15 protein-coding genes are annotated in these 16,921 nt (G+C 73.3%); 9 read left to right on the plus strand and 6 right to left on the minus strand.

Annotated features, from left to right (window positions below):
* Positions 1 to 8: 8 nt before the first annotated feature.
* Complete coding sequence (locus JOE38_RS04510) at positions 9 to 3,410, minus strand: pyruvate carboxylase (protein WP_204575054.1); 3,402 nt, start codon at positions 3,408 to 3,410, stop codon at positions 9 to 11.
* 79 nt (positions 3,411 to 3,489) lie between these two features.
* Here JOE38_RS04510 and JOE38_RS04515 point away from each other — a divergent pair, with 79 nt between their 5' ends.
* Positions 3,490 to 4,302 carry a ParA family protein gene (locus JOE38_RS04515; protein WP_045528295.1) on the plus strand — a complete coding sequence of 271 codons (813 nt, stop codon included), beginning with the start codon at positions 3,490 to 3,492 and terminating at the stop codon, positions 4,300 to 4,302.
* A 94-nt stretch (positions 4,303 to 4,396) separates the two neighbouring features.
* Here JOE38_RS04515 and JOE38_RS04520 read toward each other — a convergent pair whose 3' ends face one another.
* The 4 genes from JOE38_RS04520 to JOE38_RS04535 all read right to left on the minus strand — a co-directional run bounded on the left by JOE38_RS04520 (position 4,397) and on the right by JOE38_RS04535 (position 7,908).
* The gene (locus tag JOE38_RS04520; protein ID WP_012038569.1) at positions 4,397 to 4,939 is read right to left on the minus strand and encodes a MerR family transcriptional regulator; all 543 of its coding nucleotides are present in this window, start codon (positions 4,937 to 4,939) and stop codon (positions 4,397 to 4,399) included.
* Between the two features lie 311 nt (positions 4,940 to 5,250).
* A complete protein-coding gene (gene ftsR, locus JOE38_RS04525; protein WP_012038570.1) occupies positions 5,251 to 5,952 on the minus strand; it encodes a transcriptional regulator FtsR in 702 nt (233 codons plus the stop codon).
* The gene (locus JOE38_RS04530) at positions 5,952 to 6,434 is read right to left on the minus strand and encodes an FHA domain-containing protein (protein WP_012298726.1); all 483 of its coding nucleotides are present in this window, start codon (positions 6,432 to 6,434) and stop codon (positions 5,952 to 5,954) included. Before JOE38_RS04530 ends, ftsR begins: the two co-directional genes overlap by 1 nt.
* 88 nt (positions 6,435 to 6,522) lie before the next feature.
* Entirely contained in the window at positions 6,523 to 7,908 is a 1,386-nt protein-coding gene (locus JOE38_RS04535; RefSeq protein ID WP_204575055.1) for a cation:dicarboxylate symporter family transporter, read from the minus strand.
* A 141-nt stretch (positions 7,909 to 8,049) separates the two neighbouring features.
* Between JOE38_RS04535 and JOE38_RS04540 the strand changes: the two genes are divergently transcribed.
* The 5 genes from JOE38_RS04540 (at position 8,050) to JOE38_RS04560 (ending at position 12,742) form a co-directional block, all read left to right on the plus strand.
* Positions 8,050 to 9,774, plus strand: a complete 1,725-nt coding sequence (locus JOE38_RS04540) for a sensor histidine kinase (protein WP_204575056.1) — start codon at positions 8,050 to 8,052, stop codon at positions 9,772 to 9,774.
* A complete protein-coding gene (locus JOE38_RS04545) occupies positions 9,771 to 10,472 on the plus strand; it encodes a response regulator (protein ID WP_204575057.1) in 702 nt (233 codons plus the stop codon). Before JOE38_RS04540 ends, JOE38_RS04545 begins: the two co-directional genes overlap by 4 nt.
* A gap of 93 nt (positions 10,473 to 10,565) precedes the next feature.
* Positions 10,566 to 11,612 (plus strand): M4 family metallopeptidase, encoded by a 1,047-nt coding sequence (locus JOE38_RS04550; protein ID WP_204575058.1) that lies wholly within the window; start codon positions 10,566 to 10,568, stop codon positions 11,610 to 11,612.
* Between the two features lie 12 nt (positions 11,613 to 11,624).
* Positions 11,625 to 11,885 (plus strand): protealysin inhibitor emfourin, encoded by a 261-nt coding sequence (locus tag JOE38_RS04555; RefSeq protein WP_374191167.1) that lies wholly within the window; start codon positions 11,625 to 11,627, stop codon positions 11,883 to 11,885.
* Entirely contained in the window at positions 11,882 to 12,742 is an 861-nt protein-coding gene (locus tag JOE38_RS04560) for a DUF3097 domain-containing protein (protein WP_204575060.1), read from the plus strand. The genes JOE38_RS04555 and JOE38_RS04560 overlap by 4 nt, the downstream gene beginning before the upstream one ends.
* 21 nt (positions 12,743 to 12,763) lie before the next feature.
* Here the strand turns inward: JOE38_RS04560 and JOE38_RS04565 are convergent, their stop codons facing one another.
* Complete coding sequence (locus JOE38_RS04565) at positions 12,764 to 13,837, minus strand: LacI family DNA-binding transcriptional regulator (RefSeq protein ID WP_204575061.1); 1,074 nt, start codon at positions 13,835 to 13,837, stop codon at positions 12,764 to 12,766.
* A gap of 112 nt (positions 13,838 to 13,949) precedes the next feature.
* Between JOE38_RS04565 and JOE38_RS04570 the strand changes: the two genes are divergently transcribed.
* The 3 genes from JOE38_RS04570 to JOE38_RS04580 are packed head-to-tail and all read left to right on the plus strand — an operon-like array spanning position 13,950 to position 16,920.
* Positions 13,950 to 15,158 (plus strand): extracellular solute-binding protein, encoded by a 1,209-nt coding sequence (locus JOE38_RS04570; protein ID WP_239544743.1) that lies wholly within the window; start codon positions 13,950 to 13,952, stop codon positions 15,156 to 15,158.
* Positions 15,155 to 16,105, plus strand: a complete 951-nt coding sequence (locus JOE38_RS04575; protein WP_204575062.1) for an ABC transporter permease — start codon at positions 15,155 to 15,157, stop codon at positions 16,103 to 16,105. Before JOE38_RS04570 ends, JOE38_RS04575 begins: the two co-directional genes overlap by 4 nt.
* Positions 16,105 to 16,920, plus strand: coding sequence for an ABC transporter permease (locus tag JOE38_RS04580; RefSeq protein ID WP_204575063.1), 816 nt, complete (start codon positions 16,105 to 16,107; stop codon positions 16,918 to 16,920). Before JOE38_RS04575 ends, JOE38_RS04580 begins: the two co-directional genes overlap by 1 nt.
* Position 16,921 lies beyond the last annotated feature (1 nt).

Raw genomic sequence — 16,921 nt, forward strand, 5'->3', positions numbered from 1 at the left:
CTCATCTCCTACTGCTCGACGACCACGAGCAGGTCGCCCGCGTCGACCTGCTGGGTGGTGGGGACCGCGAGCCGCGCGACGCGGCCCGCGACGGGCGACGTGATGGCCGCCTCCATCTTCATCGCCTCGATGGACGCGACGGGCTGGCCGGCGGCGACGACCTGGCCCTCCTCGACCTTGAGCGTGACGACGCCGGAGAACGGCGCCGACACGTGGCCCGGCTTCGCGGGGTCGCCGCGCTCGGCGGCGGTCGTCGTGACCGCGATGCCGCGGTCGCGCACGAACACCGGGCGGAGCTGCCCGTTCATGACGACCATGACGGTGCGCATGCCCGACTCGTCGGCCTCGCCCACGGCCTCCAGCCCGATGAGGACCTCGACGCCCCGGCTGATCCGCACCGCGTGCTCCTGACCCGGGCGGAGGCCGTGCAGGTAGTCGTCGGTGTCGAGCACGGAGAGGTCGCCGAAGAGCTCGCGGATGGTCTCGAACTGCTCGGTCGGCTGCGGGAAGAGCAGGCGGTTGAGCGTGCGGCGCCGCGCGGCGCCGGGCAGCTCGAGCGCGGCCCGGTCGTCGTCGGAGAGCGGCGTGACCCCGATCCGCACGTCGCGGCCCTGGAGCACGCGCGTGCGGAACGGTTCCGGCCAGCCGCCGGGCAGGTCGCCGAGCTCGCCCGCCATGAAGCCCACGACCGAGTCGGGGATGTCGTAGTCCTGCGGGTTCCGCTCGAAGTCGGCCGGGTCGGCCTTCGCGGCCGCCAGCTGGAGGGCGAGGTCGCCGACCACCTTCGACGACGGCGTGACCTTGGGGATGCGGCCGAGGATGCGGTCGGCGGCGGCGTACATGTCCTCGATGAGCTCGAAGTCGTCGGCGAGCCCCAGCGCGATGGCCTGCTGCCGCAGGTTCGACAGCTGGCCGCCCGGGATCTCGTGCCGGTACACGCGCCCGGTCGGGCCGGCGAGCCCGGACTCGAACGGCCGGTACAGGCGGCGGACAGCCTCCCAGTACGGCTCGAGGTCGCTGACCGCGTCGAGCGAGAGGCCCGTGTCGCGCTCGGTGTCGGCGAGGGCGGCGACGAGCGCGGACGCCGACGGCTGGCTCGTGGTGCCCGACATGGGCGCGCTCGCGACGTCGACCGCGTCCGCCCCGGCGCGGCTTGCCGCGAGCAGGGTCGCGAGCTGGCCGCCCGCCGTGTCGTGCGTGTGCACGTGCACCGGCAGGTCGAACTCGCGGCGGAGCGCGGTGACGAGCTTCTCGGCCGCGGCAGGACGCAGGAGCCCGGCCATGTCCTTGATCGCGAGGACGTGCGCGCCCGCGGCCACGCTGCGCTCGGCGAGGCCGAGGTAGTGGTCGAGCGTGTAGAGGTCCTCCGCCGGATCGAGCAGGTTGCCCGTGTAGCAGAGCGCGACCTCGGCGACGGTGGTGCCGGTGGCGAGCACGGAGTCGATGGCGGGCCGCATCCGCTCGACGTCGTTGAGCGCGTCGAAGATCCGGAACACGTCGACGCCGGTGGCCGCCGCCTCCTGCACGAAGGCGTCGGTGACCTCCGTGGGGTACGGCGTGTAGCCGACGGTGTTGGCGCCGCGCAGAAGCATCTGGATCGCGACGTTCGGCAGCGCCTCGCGCAGCGACGCGAGCCGCTCCCACGGGTCCTCGCCGAGGAAGCGCAGGGCGACGTCGTAGGTGGCCCCGCCCCACGCCTCGACCGAGAGCAGCTCGGGCGTCGTGCGCGCGACGTACGGGGCGACGGCCACGAGGTCGCGCGTGCGCACCCGCGTCGCGAGCAGCGACTGGTGCGCGTCGCGGAAGGTGGTCTCCGTGACCGCGAGGGCGGTCTGCGCGCGGAGGGCCTCGGCGAAGCCGCGCGGCCCGAGCTCGAGGAGCCGCTGGCGGGATCCGGCGGGCGCCGGCTGCCGGAGGTCGGCCTCGGGCAGCTTGTCCGCGGGCCGCACGACCGCCGTCCGCGGCCCGTTCGGCTGGTTGACGGTGACGTCGGCCAGCCAGTTGAGGATCTTCGTGCCGCGGTCCTTCGACACATTGCTCCGCACGAGCCCCGGCCGCTCGTCGATGAAGGACGTGCTGATGTCGCCCGCCTGGAAGTCGGGGTCGTCGAGCACGCCCTGGAGGAAGGGGATGTTCGTGGAGACGCCGCGGATCCGGAACTCGGCGAGGGCGCGCTTGGCCCGGCTGACGGCCGTCGGGAAGTCGCGCCCGCGGCACGTGAGCTTCGCGAGCATCGAGTCGAAGTGCGGGCTGATCTGCGCGCCGGTCGCCACGGTGCCGCCGTCGATGCGGATCCCGCCGCCGCCGGGCGAGCGGTACGTCGTGATCTTGCCGGTGTCCGGCCGGAAGCCCTGCGCGGGGTCCTCCGTCGTGATCCGGCACTGCAGCGCCGCGCCGCGCAGCACGATCGCGTCCTGGCGGAGGCCGAGCTCCGCGAGGGTCTCCCCCGCTGCGATGCGCATCTGCGACTGCACGAGGTCGACGTCGGTGACCTCCTCGGTCACCGTGTGCTCCACCTGGATGCGCGGGTTCATCTCGATGAAGACGTGCTGGCCCGCGCGCGGCCCGTCCGTGTCGAGCAGGAACTCGACCGTGCCGGCGTTGACGTACCCGATGCTCCGCGCGAAGGCGATCGCGTGCGCGTGCATGGCGTCGCGGATCGCGGGGTCGAGGTTCGGCGCCGGGGCGATCTCCACGACCTTCTGGTGCCTGCGCTGCACCGAGCAGTCGCGCTCGAACAGGTGCACGGTCTCCCCGGCGGCGTCGGCGAGGATCTGCACCTCGATGTGCCGGGGCCGCAGCACGGCCTGCTCGAGGAACAGCGTCGGGTCGCCGAAGGCGCTGTCCGCCTCGCGCATGGCGGCCCGGAGCGCGTCCTCGAGGTCCTCCGCGCGCTCGACGCGCCGCATGCCGCGGCCGCCGCCGCCCGCGACGGCCTTGGCGAAGATCGGGAAGCCGATGCCGGCCGCCTGCTCGAGCAGCAGCTCCACGTCGGTCGACGGCGGCGTCGACGCGAGGACCGGCACGCCCGCCGCGGTCGCGTGCTCCTTCGCCGTGACCTTGTTGCCCGCCATCTCCAGCACGCCGGCGTCGGGACCGATGAAGACGATGCCGTTCGCCGCCGCGGCGCGCGCCAGGTCCGGGTTCTCCGACAGGAAGCCGTACCCCGGGTAGATCGCGTCGGCGCCCGACTCCTTCGCCACGCGGATGATCTCGTCGACGTCGAGGTACGCCCGGACGGCGTGGCCCTCCTCGCCGATGAGGTACGCCTCGTCCGCCTTGAGCCGGTGCAGCGAGTGCCGGTCCTCGTGCGGGTAGACGGCGACCGTGCGGGCGCCCAGCTCGACGGCGGCGCGGAACGCGCGGATCGCGATCTCCCCGCGGTTGGCGACCAGGATCTTCTCGAACATGGCGGGGCCTCTCGTCGGATGGGGCTCGGGCACCCCCGCGTTTAGGTCTTCCCAGAGTATCGACGGTAGCCTCTCCCACGTGCATGTACTGAGCGTCAGCTCCCTGAAGGGGGGCGTGGGAAAGACCACAGTGACCCTGGGACTGGCGTCCGCCGCCTTCTCCCGCGGCTTGAGGACCCTCGTGGTCGACCTCGACCCGCAGGCCGACGTGTCCACGGGCATGGACATCCAGGTCGCCGGCCACCTCAACGTCGCCGACGTCCTCGCCTCCCCCAAGGAGAAGATCGTCCGCGCGGCCATCGCGCCCAGCGGCTGGACCAAGGGCCGCACCGGCACCATCGACGTCATGATCGGCAGCCCGTCCGCCATCAACTTCGACGGCCCGCACCCCAGCATCCGCGACATCTGGAAGCTCGAGGAGGCGCTCGCGAACGTCGAGGCCGACTACGACCTCGTGCTCATCGACTGCGCGCCCTCCCTCAATGCCCTCACGCGCACCGCGTGGGCCGCCAGCGACCGCGTGACGGTCGTCACCGAGCCCGGCCTCTTCTCCGTCGCCGCCGCCGACCGCGCGCTCCGCGCCATCGAGGAGATCCGCCGCGGCCTCTCCCCGCGCCTGCAGCCCCTCGGGATCATCGTCAACCGCGCCCGCGTCCAGTCGCTCGAGCACCAGTTCCGCATCAAGGAGCTGCGCGACATGTTCGGCCCGCTCGTGCTCAGCCCGCAGCTACCCGAGCGCACGTCGCTCCAGCAGGCGCAGGGCGCCGCCAAGCCGCTGCACGTGTGGCCCGGCGAGAGCGCGCAGGAGATGGCGCGCAACTTCGACCAGCTGCTCGAGCGCATCATGCGCACGGCGAAGATCGGCGACTACGCGGAGAACGCCGCGCGCTGATCCGCTCCGCTTCGACGGACGCCGCTCCTCCTCGAGGGGCGGCGTTCGTCGTGTTCGACGAGGGCGGACCGGCGGCCCGGGGGTGCGATGGGACCTAGGAGGCCTTGACGGCGCGACGGGCGGCGAGCTCGTCGGTGGGATCCACGGTCTGCGTGTCGATCTCGACGAGGGAGTGCTCGACCTCGCGGAGGACCTTGCCGACGGCGATGCCGAAGACGCCCTGGCCGCGACTCACGAGGTCGATGACCTCGTCGTTGCTGGTGCAGAGGTAGACGCTCGCGCCGTCGCTCATGAGCGTGGTCTGCGCGAGGTCGACGACGCCGGACTCGCGGAGCTGGTTCACGGCGGTGCGGATCTGCTGCAGGGAGATGCCGGTGTCGAGGAGGCGCTTGACGAGCTTGAGGACGAGGATGTCGCGGAAGCCGTAGAGGCGCTGGGTACCGGAGCCGGAGGCCCCGCGGACGGTCGGCTCGACGAGGCCGGTGCGGGCCCAGTAGTCGAGCTGGCGGTAGGTGATCCCCGCGGCGCGGGCAGCCACGGCACCGCGGTATCCGGCGCTCGCGTCCATCTCGGGCAGGCCGTCGGTGAACAGCAGACCGAGGTCGTAGCGCCCGGAGTCCGGGGTGGAGTCGCTCATCGTTCTGCCTTCCACCCCTCAGCGCTCGCCCCGGAGGGGTTCGCGCGCTGCTCGGGTCAGTTCGTCGGGATCGTGTTCTCACGGTAGCGGGGCCCGCGGGCCCGATCAACGACATCCGGCGGAAGCGCCCGGCGTGTCGTCCCGGCCCTCCGTCGCGCCCCCGTCGGGGGTGCGCGTCGACCGGTCCCGATGGGTCCCTCCGGAGTGCGGACGGCCCCGTGCGGACACGTCAGCCTACCGGCCGCGTCCGCACGCGGGCGCCGGATCGGGACGACAGGCGGCCGAGCGCGGACTCCGGCGCGAGCGCGAGGTCAGGACGAGAGGCGGCCGAGGGCGGAGCGGATGAGGCTCCCCCGCACGACCTCGAGCTGGGTGGCGATCTCGCGCGCGAGCTCCGCGGCGTGCGCCCGGCTGGACGCGTCGCGGCGACGCGACACGGGGACGAGGGCCGACTCGATGAGGCTGAGCTCGCGCTCCGCCGCCTGGCGGAAGCCGCGGAGGTGGCGCGGCTCGATGCCGGTGCGCTGCAGCTCGACGAGCGCCCGCATCACCTGGACCGCCTCCTCGCCGTAGACCTCCGCCGGCATGAGCACGCCGGCCGTGATGGCGTCGCCGAGGAGCGGGGCGGTGGCGCCGGACTCGCGTACGAGCTCGGCGCGGCTGTAGCGACGCTCCTGATCGAGCATGGAGACCGTCGGGACGGGCGTGCCGCCGGGGAGCGCGGGCGAGAGGCCTGCATCGAGGTCGTGCAGGTAGGAGCGGATGACCTTGAGCGGGAGGTAGTGGTCGCGCTGCATCCCGAGGACGGTGCGCAGGCGCTCGACGTCGGCCGGGCTGAACTTGCGGTAGCCGGACTCCGTGCGGGACGGCTGGACGAGCCCCTGCTCCTCGAGGAAGCGGAGCTTGCTGTTCGTGAGGTCGGGGAACTCCGGCGTGAGGCGCGCCAGCACCTGCCCGATGCTGAGGAGACCGGGTGTGCGGGCTGGCGTCGACCGGGCGGCGGACGCCGGCACTACTCGGCGGTCCGGCCGACGAGGTCGGTGCGGGACGCGTAGAACGTGAGGCGGAACTTACCGACCTGGACCTCCGCGCCGTCCTGGAGGAGCGCGGTGTCGATGCGCACGCCGTCGAAGTAGGTGCCGTTGAGCGAGCCGAGGTCCTTGACCTGGAACGACGTGCCCTGCCGGACGAACTCCGCGTGACGACGGGAGACGGTGACGTCGTCGAGGAAGATGTCGGCGTCGGGGTGGCGGCCGGCCACCGTGACGTCGGCGTCGAGGAGGAAGCGCGCGCCCTGGTTGGGGCCGCGGCGGACGACGAGGAGGGCGGATCCGGAGGGGAGCGCCGTGACGGCGTCCTTCTCCTCGGCGGAGACCGCGCCGTCGAGACCCGCGAGCGCCGCTCCGAGCTCATCGCGGAAGGTGGCCGTGGTGTCCGTGCTCGTGTACTGCTCGGGCACGCGCGTGGCGCCGTGACCCTCTTCGCGTCCATCCATGGTCGTACCTCCTGTGACCTGACAGCGTAACGGATCGGACACGGCCGGGACCACGGTGGGTGCGACCCGGGCGTGGCCCCGGTCCGGGTCAGCGGGCGGGGGTGCGCGGCTCGTCGCCGCGCTCTCCCGCCCGCGTCACGTCCGCCTCGAGGGCCTCGGCGGGGGCCGCCAGCTGGGCCTCGTGATCGGTGCCCATGGTCTTCTCGTCGAAGGGGTCGCCGCCGCCGAGGACGAGGGCGACGCGGTCGGCGTCGATGCCGCGGGTCCAGGTGCCGATGAGGAGCGTCGCGACCGCGTTGCCGGTGAAGTTCGTGAGGGCGCGCGCCTCCGACATGAAGCGGTCGATGCCGACGATGAGGCCGACGCCGTCCACCAGGTCCGGCCGGTGCGACTGCAGGCCGCCCGCGAGGGTCGCGAGGCCGGCGCCCGTGACGCCCGCCGCGCCCTTCGACGCGATGATCATGAACACCAGCAGCGACACCTGCTCGCCGAGGGCCAGCGGGCTGCCGAGCGCGCTGGCGATGAAGAGGGACGCCATCGTGAGGTAGATGGCCGTCCCGTCGAGGTTGAACGAGTAGCCGGTGGGCACGGTGATGCCGACGACGGGCTTGGAGACGCCCACGTGCTCCATCTTCGCGATGAGGCGGGGCAGGGCGACCTCGGACGAGGACGTGGACACGATGAGGAGGTACTCGCGGCCGAGGTAGCGCATCAGCTTGAAGATGCTGACGCGGGTGACGAACCAGAGGAGCGAGCCGAGGATCACGACGATGAACAGCGCGCACGTGATGTAGAAGCCGATCATGAGGGTCGCGAGGCTGATGACCGCCTGAAACCCGGTGGCGCCGACGACCGCCGCGATCGCGCCGAACGCGCCGAGCGGGGCCACCCACATCACCATGCTGAGGATGCGGAACACGAGGATCTGGATGTTGCGGATGCCCTCGAGCACGGGCTCGCCGCGCTTGCCGAGCTGCTGCAGGGCGAAGCCGACGAGGAGGGCCACGAACAGCGTCTGCAGGATGCTGCCCGAGGTGAGCGACGAGAGCAGCGACGTGGGGATGATCGAGAGGAGGAAGTCCGTCTCGCCCGCCGCCTCGGTCGAGCCCTCCGGCGCGCGCAGCCCGCTGAGGTCGAGGCCCTCGCCCGGGTGGATGAGGTTGCCGACGACGAGGCCGATCGCGAGCGCGAACGTCGACATGACGATGAAGTAGAGGAGCGCGAGGCCGCCGACCCGGCCGACCGTGGCGGCCTTCGCCACCGAGCCGACGCCGAGCACGATGGTGCAGAAGATGATGGGCGCGATCATCATCTTGATGAGGGCGACGAACGCGTCGCCGATCGGCTTCAGGGCCACGCCCGCCTCGGGGGCGACGAGCCCGACCGTGACGCCGAGGATCACCGCGACGATGACGGCGATGTAGAGGTAGTGCTGGCGGTCCAGGCGACGGAGCGCGGCGATGGGGTTGGTCATGGGACGTCCTTGTCTCGTGAGCGGCGCCCGCGCACGGGTGCGCAAGGCGGTCCTCGACAGGATGGCCCACGCGCGGGAGCGCTCCGGCGTTGTGTTCATAATGTTCCTGCCGGGTGCCGGCCGCGGACGCGAGGGGGCAGCATGGCGCGACGCGCGCTCGCCGACCGCATCCGCTCCTCCCGCGTCGGCCTCCCCCGTGGCATCGCGGCCCGTCTGCTGGTGGTCCAGCTCGCGGTCCTGCTCCTCGTCGCCGTCGTCGCCACCGCGGCGCTGTGGTCCGACTCCCGGCAGCGCGCCGAGCAGGCCGCCGCGGATCGGAGCCTGGCCGTCGCGACGACCGTGGCCGACTCGCCGCGGGTGGCGGAGGGCCTCGCGTCCGCGGATCCCACGGCCGCCCTCCTCGACTACTCGCTGGACGTGACGCGCGACACCGGGGTCGACTTCGTCACGATCATGGACCGCGACACCGTGCGCGTCACGCACCCCGACCTCGACGAGATCGGCCGCAGGTACCTCGGCACCACGGGCCCGGCGCTCGCCGGCCGGTCGCTGACCGAGACGTTCACGGGGACGCTGGGGCCGAGCGTCCGCGCGGTCGTGCCCGTGCGCGACGCGGACGGCGGCATCGTCGGGCTGGTCGCGGCCGGCGTCACCGTCGACCGCGTCACCGAGGTGCTGGGCGCCAGGATCCCCGGGCTCGTCGGCACGGTCGGGGCGCTCGCGCTCCTGCTCGCCGCCGGGGCCGTGCTCCTCAGCCGATCGCTCGAGCGGACGACGTGGGGGCTCGGCCCCGAGGAGATGGCGCGCATGCTCGCGTACTACGAGTCGGTGCTGCACTCGGTCGGCGAGGGGATCGTGCTCGTCGACCGCGACCGGCGGCTCGTGCTCCACAACGACCAGGCGGCCGAGCTGCTCGACCTCGAGCTGGATCCCGCGGCCGGCCCCGTCGAGGTCCGGGCGCTCGGGCTGCCGCCCGCGATCGAGCGGCTGCTGCTCGAGGGGTCGACGGCCGACGAGGTCGTGCACCTGCCCAGCGGGCGCGTGCTCGTCGTGACGCAGCGGCCGGCGCTGCCGACGGGACGCACGGGCAGCGCCGCGCGGCTCGGGACGGTGACGACGCTGCGCGACCGGACGGAGATCCAGCGCCTGTCGGGCGAGCTCGCGACGCTGCGGACCCTCTCGGACGCCATGCGGGCGCAGACCCACGAGTTCGCCAACCGGCTGCACACGATCGTCTCGCTCATCGAGCTGGAGCGGACGCGCGAGGCGCTGGCGCTCGCGGCATCCGAGCTCGAGACGGACCGGCGCGCGTCGGAGGGCGGGCTGGCGGCGGACGCGGATCCCGTCGTGCGCGCCCTCGTGCGCGGCAAGACGGCGCAGGCGGCCGAGCGCGGCGTGGAGCTGTCCGTGCGCGTGGCCGACGGCACGGGCGATCCGGGCGTGCCCGCGACCGAGCTCGTGACGATCGTCGGGAACCTGGTGGACAACGCGATCGACGCGGCGGCCGACCCGTCCGTCGCCACGGCGCGCGGGGACGACCGCGGGCGGGTCGAGCTGTCGCTGTCGCGCACGGAGGCGGGCGCGCTCGTCGTCGAGGTGGCGGACGACGGTCCGGGCGTGGATCCCGCGGTCCGGCCGCGCGTGCTGGAGTTCGGGGTCACGACCAAGACGGGCGACGCGGGACCACGCGGCGTGGGCCTCGCGCTCGTGGCGCGCTCGGCCGCGCGGCTCGGCGGACGGGTCGAGGTGGGCGACGCGGACGCTCCGCTGGGCGGGGCGCGCGTGCGGGTCGTGCTGCCCGCGGATCCGGCCGCCGCCCGGGGAGCCGGCCGCGCCGACGCGCTCGACGGCGGGGTCCGCGCGTGATCCGCGTGCTGGTCGTCGACGACGACGCGCTGACCGCGGAGGCGCACGCCCTCTACGTCGGCCGGCTCGACGGCTTCGAGGTCGCGGGTCTCGCGCACACGGGCGGCGAGGCGCTGCGGCTCGTGGCGGAGGCCGGACCCGACGGGATCGACCTGGTGCTGCTCGACATGACGCTGCCCGACATGCACGGCCTCGAGGTGTGCCGCCGCCTGCGGGCCGCCGGTCGCGCGACCGACGTGGTGGCCGTGACCGCGGTGCGCGACCAGGCCGTCGTGCGGAGCTCGGTGACGGCCGGCATCGTGCAGTACCTCATCAAGCCGTTCACGTTCGCGGCCTTCGCGGAGAAGATGGCGGCGTACGTCGGCTACCGCGAGGGGCTCGGCGCGGGCAGCGGGAGCACCACGCAGCTGCAGGTGGATCGGGCGCTCGCGGCGCTGCGCTCCCCCGCGTCGGACGCGCGGCTGCCCAAGGGCATGTCGGCGGAGACGCTCGACCTGGTGCGCGGGATCGCGCGGGGCGACGCGCCCGCGACCGCCGCCGAGGGCGTCTCGGCGGCGGAGGTGTCGGGCGCGCTCGACGTGTCTCGCGTGACCGCGCGCCGGTACCTCGAATACCTCGCGGACGTCGGCCAGGTGGAGCGGGTGCCGCGCTACGGGACGCCCGGCCGACCCGAGCTCGGGTACCGCTGGACGAGCTGACGCACCGTACGGCACGAGACGGGGTCACGCCACCCGGCGCCGGATCCCGACCCGGCCCGTGACGATGTCGCCGCCCCGTGCGAGTCTCGGGTCATGAGACGCACCATCCTCCCGCCGTACCTGCTGACCCGCCTCGCCGAGGCCGACCCCGACCGCATGGCCGCCGCCCGCCAGGCCGCCCGCCGCGCCCTCCGCGACCAGGGGCCGCTCATCCACGACCGTCGCGGGACGGGCGCCGCGCCGGACGCGTCGGCGCTCGCCGAGCGGGACCCGTCGGGGATCCACCGCACCATCTCGGACGCGGGGAACCGCGAGGAGCTCCCGGGCCGCGCGGTGCGGGTCGAGGGCGCGCCCGACACGGGCGACGCCCAGGTCGACGAGGCCTACGTGGGGCTCGGCGCCACGTACGCGCTCTTCTCCGAGGTGTACGGCCGCGAGTCGCTCGACGACCGCGGCCTGCCGCTGCTCGCGACCGTGCACTACGGCGAGGAGTACGACAACGCCTTCTGGGACGGCACCCGCATGGTCTTCGGCGACGGGGACGGCGAGGTGTTCGCGCCCTTCACGCGGTCGCTCACGGTCATCGGGCACGAGCTGACCCACGGGGTCACCGAGCTGACGCTCGGCCTCGTCTACCAGGGGCAGTCGGGCGCGCTCAACGAGTCCATCTCCGACGTGTTCGGCGTGCTCGTGGAGCAGCACGCGCTCGGGCAGACGGCTGCCGAGGCCACGTGGCTCGTCGGGCCGGAGCTGTTCCTGGAGCGATCGACGGGGCTCGCGCTCCGCTCCATGCGCGCGCCCGGCACCGCGTACGACGACGACGTGCTCGGGAAGGACCCGCAGCCCGGCCACATGGACGACTACGTGGAGACCCAGGAGGACAACGGCGGCGTCCACATCAACTCCGGGATCCCGAACCGCGCGTTCTTCCTGGCGGCCACCGGGATCGGCGGTGCGGCCTGGGAGGGCGCGGGCCGCGTCTGGTACGACGTGATCGAGTCGGGCGCCGTGCGGGCCGACGCGGATTTCCCGGCGTTCGCTCGGGCCACGGTCGACGCCGCGTCCGCGCGGTACGGTGAGGGCGCGTCCGAGGTCGCCGCGGTCCAGGCGGCGTGGGAGGGCGTCGGGATCGAGGTCTAGGTGGAGATCGCCGTGTCGCGCACGGGCGGGATGGCGGGCATGACCCGCACCTGGTCAGTGCGCGTGGACGCCGGCGCGTCCGAGTGGGGCGAGCTCGTCGACGCCTGCCCCTGGGACGAGCCCGCCGTGCCCACGCCCGGCGCCGACCGCTTCGTGTACCTCGTGCGCGCGGGCGACCGCGAGGCGCGCCTCGGCGAGGCCGCGGTCGACGGTCCGTGGCGTCGGCTCGTCGACCGGGTGCGCGACGCGTCCCGTGAGAGCCTCGGAGGATGACGCCGCCTCCCTTCGACGACGACCGCTACGGACAGGACGTGCTCGCCGCCGGCTGGCGCGGGCCCGCGAAGAAGGCCCCGCGGCCGCAGGACGCGACGCGCGACCTCGTGGTCGAGGAGCTGTCGAGCGGGTTCTGCGGCGCCATCGTGCGCGTCGAGTCCGGCATGGTCGTGCTCGAGGACTTCCGTCGGAAGCAGCGCACGTTCCCGCTCGGCGGGTCCTTCCTGCTCGAGGGCGAGCCGGTGGCGCTCCGCGTCCCGCGCGCCGCTCCCGCCGGCCCCGCGCGCACGGCCTCCGGATCGCTCGCGGTCTCCGACCGGCAGGCCCGCGTGGCGCTGCCCAGCCGGATCTTCGTGGAGGGCCGGCACGACGCCGAGCTCGTGGAGAAGGTGTGGGGCGAGGACCTCCGGATCGAGGGCGTCGTCGTCGAGTACCTCGAGGGCGTCGACCACCTCGACGAGGAGCTCGACCGCTTCCGCCCCGGGAAGGGCCGCCGCGTGGGCGTGCTCGTCGACCACCTCGTGAAGGGATCCAAGGAGAGCCGGATCGCCGAGGCCGTCGCCCGCGGGCCGCACCGCGCGCACGCGCTCGTGGTGGGGCACCCCTACGTCGACGTCTGGCAGTCCGTGAAGCCCGGGCGCCTCGGCCTCCGCGAGTGGCCCGTCATCCCGCGGAATGTGGAGTGGAAGCACGGCATCTGCGCGGCGCTCGGCTGGCCGCACGCGGAGCAGGCGGACATCGCGCGGGCGTGGCAGCGGATCCTCGGGCAGGTGCGCTCGTACCAGGACCTGGAGCCCGCGCTCCTCGGCCGCGTGGAGCAGCTCATCGACTTCGTGACGGACCCCGCGGGACGCTAGCGCGCGGACGGCGGCGCGCGATCAGGCGGGCGCCGCCGCCGTGTCGCCGATCCGCACGCGCACCGGCAGCACGACGTCGGATGGCGTCCGGCCCGCGAGCAGCTCGCCGACCATGCGCCCGGCGCGCACGCCGCGGTCGTGCAGCGGCTGCTCCACGGTCGTGAGACGGCGCTCGAGCCACGGCAGGTGCGCGCCGTCGAAGCCCGTGACCGTGAGGTCCTCCGGCACGCGCAGCCCGCGGGCGGCGGCGGCGCGGATGACGCTCGCGGCGAGCATGTCGTTCTGGGCGAGGATCGCCGTGGGCCGCGACGGCAGGTCGAGCAGCACGCCCGCGGCGCGCTCCCCCGCCTCCAGGTCGCGCCCGCCCGCCTCGACGCGCACGGCGTCGGGGAAGACGCTGCGCGCGGCGCGGAGGCGCTCGCGGATCGTGCGGTTGACGATCTCCTCGAGACCGCGACCCACGGGCATCACGGGTCCGGGCGGGCCGTCCTCCTCGATCCGCGTGGTGCGCATCAGCACGGCGACGCGCCGGTGGCCGAGGGCGCGCACGTGGCGGGCGAGCTCGCCCATGCCGCGGGCGTCGTCGATGTCGACCACGGCGACGCCCTCGCCGTGCGGCCCTTCGACGCCCACCATGGGGATCCGGCGCGCGCGCAGCCCGGGCAGGAGCGCGTCCACCTCCTCGCCCCGGGTGAGGAAGACCACGGCGTCGACGGGCATGCCCTCGAGCAGGGGCGCGGATCCCTCGCGCGGCTCCCGCCGACCCGGCAGCAGCAGCTGTCCGACGTCGAGGTCGTCGAGCGCCTCGCTGAGTCCGGCCATGGTCGCCAGCGCGACCGGGTTCTGGAACGCGCGGCGGATGCTGCCCGCGACGACGACCCCGACGATGCCGGTCCGGCCGCTCTTCAGGGACCTGGCCGTGGGATCCGGCCCCGCGTAGCCGATGCTGGCCGCGGCGCGCAGGATCCGGGCGCGGGTGGCGGGCGTGATCGAGCCGGTGCTGCGGTACGCGAGCGACGCCGTGGAGGTGGAGACGCCCGCGAGGGCGGCCACGTCGGCGAGGGTCACGGAGGCACGCGGCGAGTTCCTCCTCATGCCGCCCACCCTATTCACGGCCCGCTCCCCGGCAGGCCCGTTCGCCCTCGGGGACCGGGATCGCAACGTCCCGTTCACGTCCGGGCCACCGGAGGAACGCACCATCGAAACGATGCGATCCGCATCGCTCCCCCAGCAGAAGGACACCCGACCCGTGATCCCCCGCCGTTCCCTCCTCACCCTCGCCGCGGTCGCCGCCGCCGCGGTCTCGCTGGCCGGCTGCGCGCCGACCACGAGCACCGCCGCGCAGGCCCAGAACCAGGCCGTCACCGACGCCTCGGGCTCCGTCCGCCTCTTCATCTCCGGAGACACCAACATCCAGAGCCTCTGGAACGACGGGATCATCCCCGCGTTCGAGAAGGCCAACCCCGGGGCGTCGGTCACGACGACCCTCGACCTGCACGGCGAGCACGACGCGCAGACCATGGCCACGCTCACGAGCTCCGTGCAGGCGGGTTCCGACCCGGGCTACGACCTCATCGACTCGGGCTTCATCCAGGCGGCCGGCTCGGCCGACCTCCTCGCGCCGGTCTCCTCCTCCACCATCCCCAACCTCGCGACCGTGCCGGATGCCACCGTGAAGGCGGGCAACGGCTTCGGGATCCCCTACCGCGCCTCCTCCGTGCTCCTCGCCTACGACTCCACCAAGGTGAGCACGCCGCCGAAGTCGCTCGACGAGCTGCTGCAGTGGATCACCGACAACCCCGGCCAGTTCGCCTACAACTCCCCCTCCACCGGCGGATCCGGCGCCGCCTTCGTCACGAGCGTCCTCGACAAGTACGTCGACACGGACACCCGCGACAAGATGACGACGGGCTACGACCAGTCGCTCGAGGGCGCGTGGGACAAGGGCTTCGACGAGCTGAAGAGCCTCGGCTCCTCCATGTACCAGGACGGCGTCTACCCCAACGGCAACAACCAGGTGCTCGACCTCCTCGGCACGGGCGCCATCGAGATGGCCCCGGTCTGGAGCGACCAGGTCATCACCGCGCAGAAGACGGGCACGCTGCCGTCGACCGTGAAGTACACGCAGATCTCCAACCCGTCGTTCACGGGCAGCGCGTCGTACCTCGGCATCCCGAAGACCGCCACGCACCAGGACGTCGCGCAGAAGCTCGCCGACTACGTGCTCTCCGCCGAGGGACAGGCGGTCATCGCCTCGACGATCGCCGGCTACCCCGTCATCTCCCTCGACGACGTGCCCGCCGACCTGAAGGACACCTTCGCCGCGGCCGACCCGTCGACCCTGCGTCCCGGCTACTACAGCAAGATGGGCCAGGACATGTCGAACCTCTGGGACCAGAAGGTCCCCGGCCAGTGACGGCCGTCCGGTCCGGGCTCCGCGCCCGGGCCGGTGCAGCGCGGCGGGTCTCCTCGGAGGCCCGCCGCGCCGGCATCGGCCTGGCGCTCGCGCTGCCGCCCGCCCTGCTGCTCGCGGTGTTCGTCGGGATCCCCGTCGTGCTCGCCATCGGGTTCAGCCTCGGCCACACGGGCGGGCTCAACAGCACCATCGCCTCCATCGGCCTCGGCACGCACACGGCGACCGAGTGGTGGGGCACCCTCGACGCCTACGCGGACGTGTTCCGCGACCCGCGCTTCCTCCGCGACCTCGGCATGACGGTCGGCGTGACGGTGCTCTCCACGGTGATCGTGCTGGTCATGGCGGTCGCGATCGCCATCAACCTGCGCCTCCGCGGCGGCCGGCTCGCGACCCTGTTCGCGGGGCTCGCGGTGGTGCCGCTGTTCATCCCGGTGGTCATCGCCTCGTGGGCGATCCTCACCTTCTACTCGGGTGACGGCTTCGTGCGCACGGTGTTCGCGCTCGTGGGCCTCGAGGGGCCGACCTACGGGTACACCACGGTGGCGGTGGTCATCGGATCCGTGTGGACCAGCCTGCCCTTCGCCACGCTCATGGCGACCTCGGGCGTCCAGGCCGTCCCGGACGCGATGATCGAGGCCGCGAAGGACGCGGGTGCGTCCACGCTCGCGATCATCACGCGGATCCTCGTGCCGCTCGCCGCCATCCCGCTCGTGATCGCCGCGACGTTCACGGCGATCGGCGTGCTCGGCTCCTTCACGGTGCCGTACTTCACGGGCGCCAACGCGCCGAGCATGCTCGGCGTCGACATCTCGAAGTACTTCACGTCCTTCAACCAGCCGCAGCAGTCCATCGTGATGGCCGTCGTGGTGTTCGTGATGGCCTCCGGCATCGCGTTCCTCTACGTGCGCGCCAACTTCCGCTCCGCCAAGAAGGAGGGCCGCGTCTGATGCGCGCACTCGCCATCCCCCGCGCGCTGGTCACCGCCGCGCTGTTCGCCCTCGTCGCCGTGTTCATCCTCGGACCGCTCGTCTGGCTGGCCGCGCACGCGTTCGCCACGTCATGGGACTACCCGAGCCTCCTGCCCGCGGGCCTCACCCTGCACTGGTGGTCGGTGATCTTCGAGGACGCCCAGCTCGCCGCGGCCGTCAAGAACTCGCTGTACTTCGCGCCGCTCACGGTGCTGGTGTCGGCGATCGTGTGCCTCCCCGCCGCGTACGCGTTCTCGCGCTACGAGTTCCCCGGCAGGCGGATCCTCCTGGTCGGCCTGTTCGCGACGAACGCCTTCCCCAAGATGGGCCTCTTCGTGTCGATGGCGTCGCTGTTCTACGGGCTGCACCTGATGAACACGGTCACGGGCATCGTCATCGTGCAGCTCATCGGCACGGTCGTGTTCATGACCTGGATCCCGGCCGCCGCGTTCAGCGCCGTGCCGCGCTCCCTCGAGGAGGCGGCGCGCGACGCGGGGGCCGGGCGCGCGCGCACGTTCCTCCGCGTGACCCTGCCGCTCGCGCTGCCGGGCATCCTCGTCGCCGTGCTGATGTCGTTCCTCGCCGCGTTCGACGAGGCCCAGGGCACCTACCTCGTGGGCGCGCCCGTCTACATGACGATGCCGACCGAGATGTACTCGCTCGTCCTCAACTACCCGAAGCAGGTGGCCGCCGTGTTCGCGATCCTGCTCTCCATCCCCTCCGTCGCCCTCCTCCTGCTCGCCCGCCGCTACATCATGGGCGGGCGTCTGGCCGAGGGCTTCCAGATCCGTTAGG

It is taken from the genome of Clavibacter michiganensis, assembly GCF_016907085.1.
Taxonomy (GTDB): Bacteria; Actinomycetota; Actinomycetes; order Actinomycetales; family Microbacteriaceae; genus Clavibacter; species Clavibacter michiganensis_O.

Coding starts and splice junctions, on each gene's coding strand:
- JOE38_RS04510 (WP_204575054.1), bottom strand. CDS start 3,410: ATGTTCGAGAAGATCCTGGTCGCCAACCGCGGGGAGATCGCGATCCGC.
- JOE38_RS04520 (WP_012038569.1), bottom strand. CDS start 4,939: ATGAGCGACTCCACCCCGGACTCCGGGCGCTACGACCTCGGTCTGCTG.
- JOE38_RS04530 (WP_012298726.1), bottom strand. CDS start 6,434: ATGGATGGACGCGAAGAGGGTCACGGCGCCACGCGCGTGCCCGAGCAG.
- JOE38_RS04535 (WP_204575055.1), bottom strand. CDS start 7,908: ATGACCAACCCCATCGCCGCGCTCCGTCGCCTGGACCGCCAGCACTAC.
- JOE38_RS04540 (WP_204575056.1), top strand. CDS start 8,050: ATGGCGCGACGCGCGCTCGCCGACCGCATCCGCTCCTCCCGCGTCGGC.
- JOE38_RS04550 (WP_204575058.1), top strand. CDS start 10,566: ATGAGACGCACCATCCTCCCGCCGTACCTGCTGACCCGCCTCGCCGAG.
- JOE38_RS04560 (WP_204575060.1), top strand. CDS start 11,882: ATGACGCCGCCTCCCTTCGACGACGACCGCTACGGACAGGACGTGCTC.
- JOE38_RS04565 (WP_204575061.1), bottom strand. CDS start 13,837: ATGAGGAGGAACTCGCCGCGTGCCTCCGTGACCCTCGCCGACGTGGCC.
- JOE38_RS04570 (WP_239544743.1), top strand. CDS start 13,950: ATGCGATCCGCATCGCTCCCCCAGCAGAAGGACACCCGACCCGTGATC.
- JOE38_RS04580 (WP_204575063.1), top strand. CDS start 16,105: ATGCGCGCACTCGCCATCCCCCGCGCGCTGGTCACCGCCGCGCTGTTC.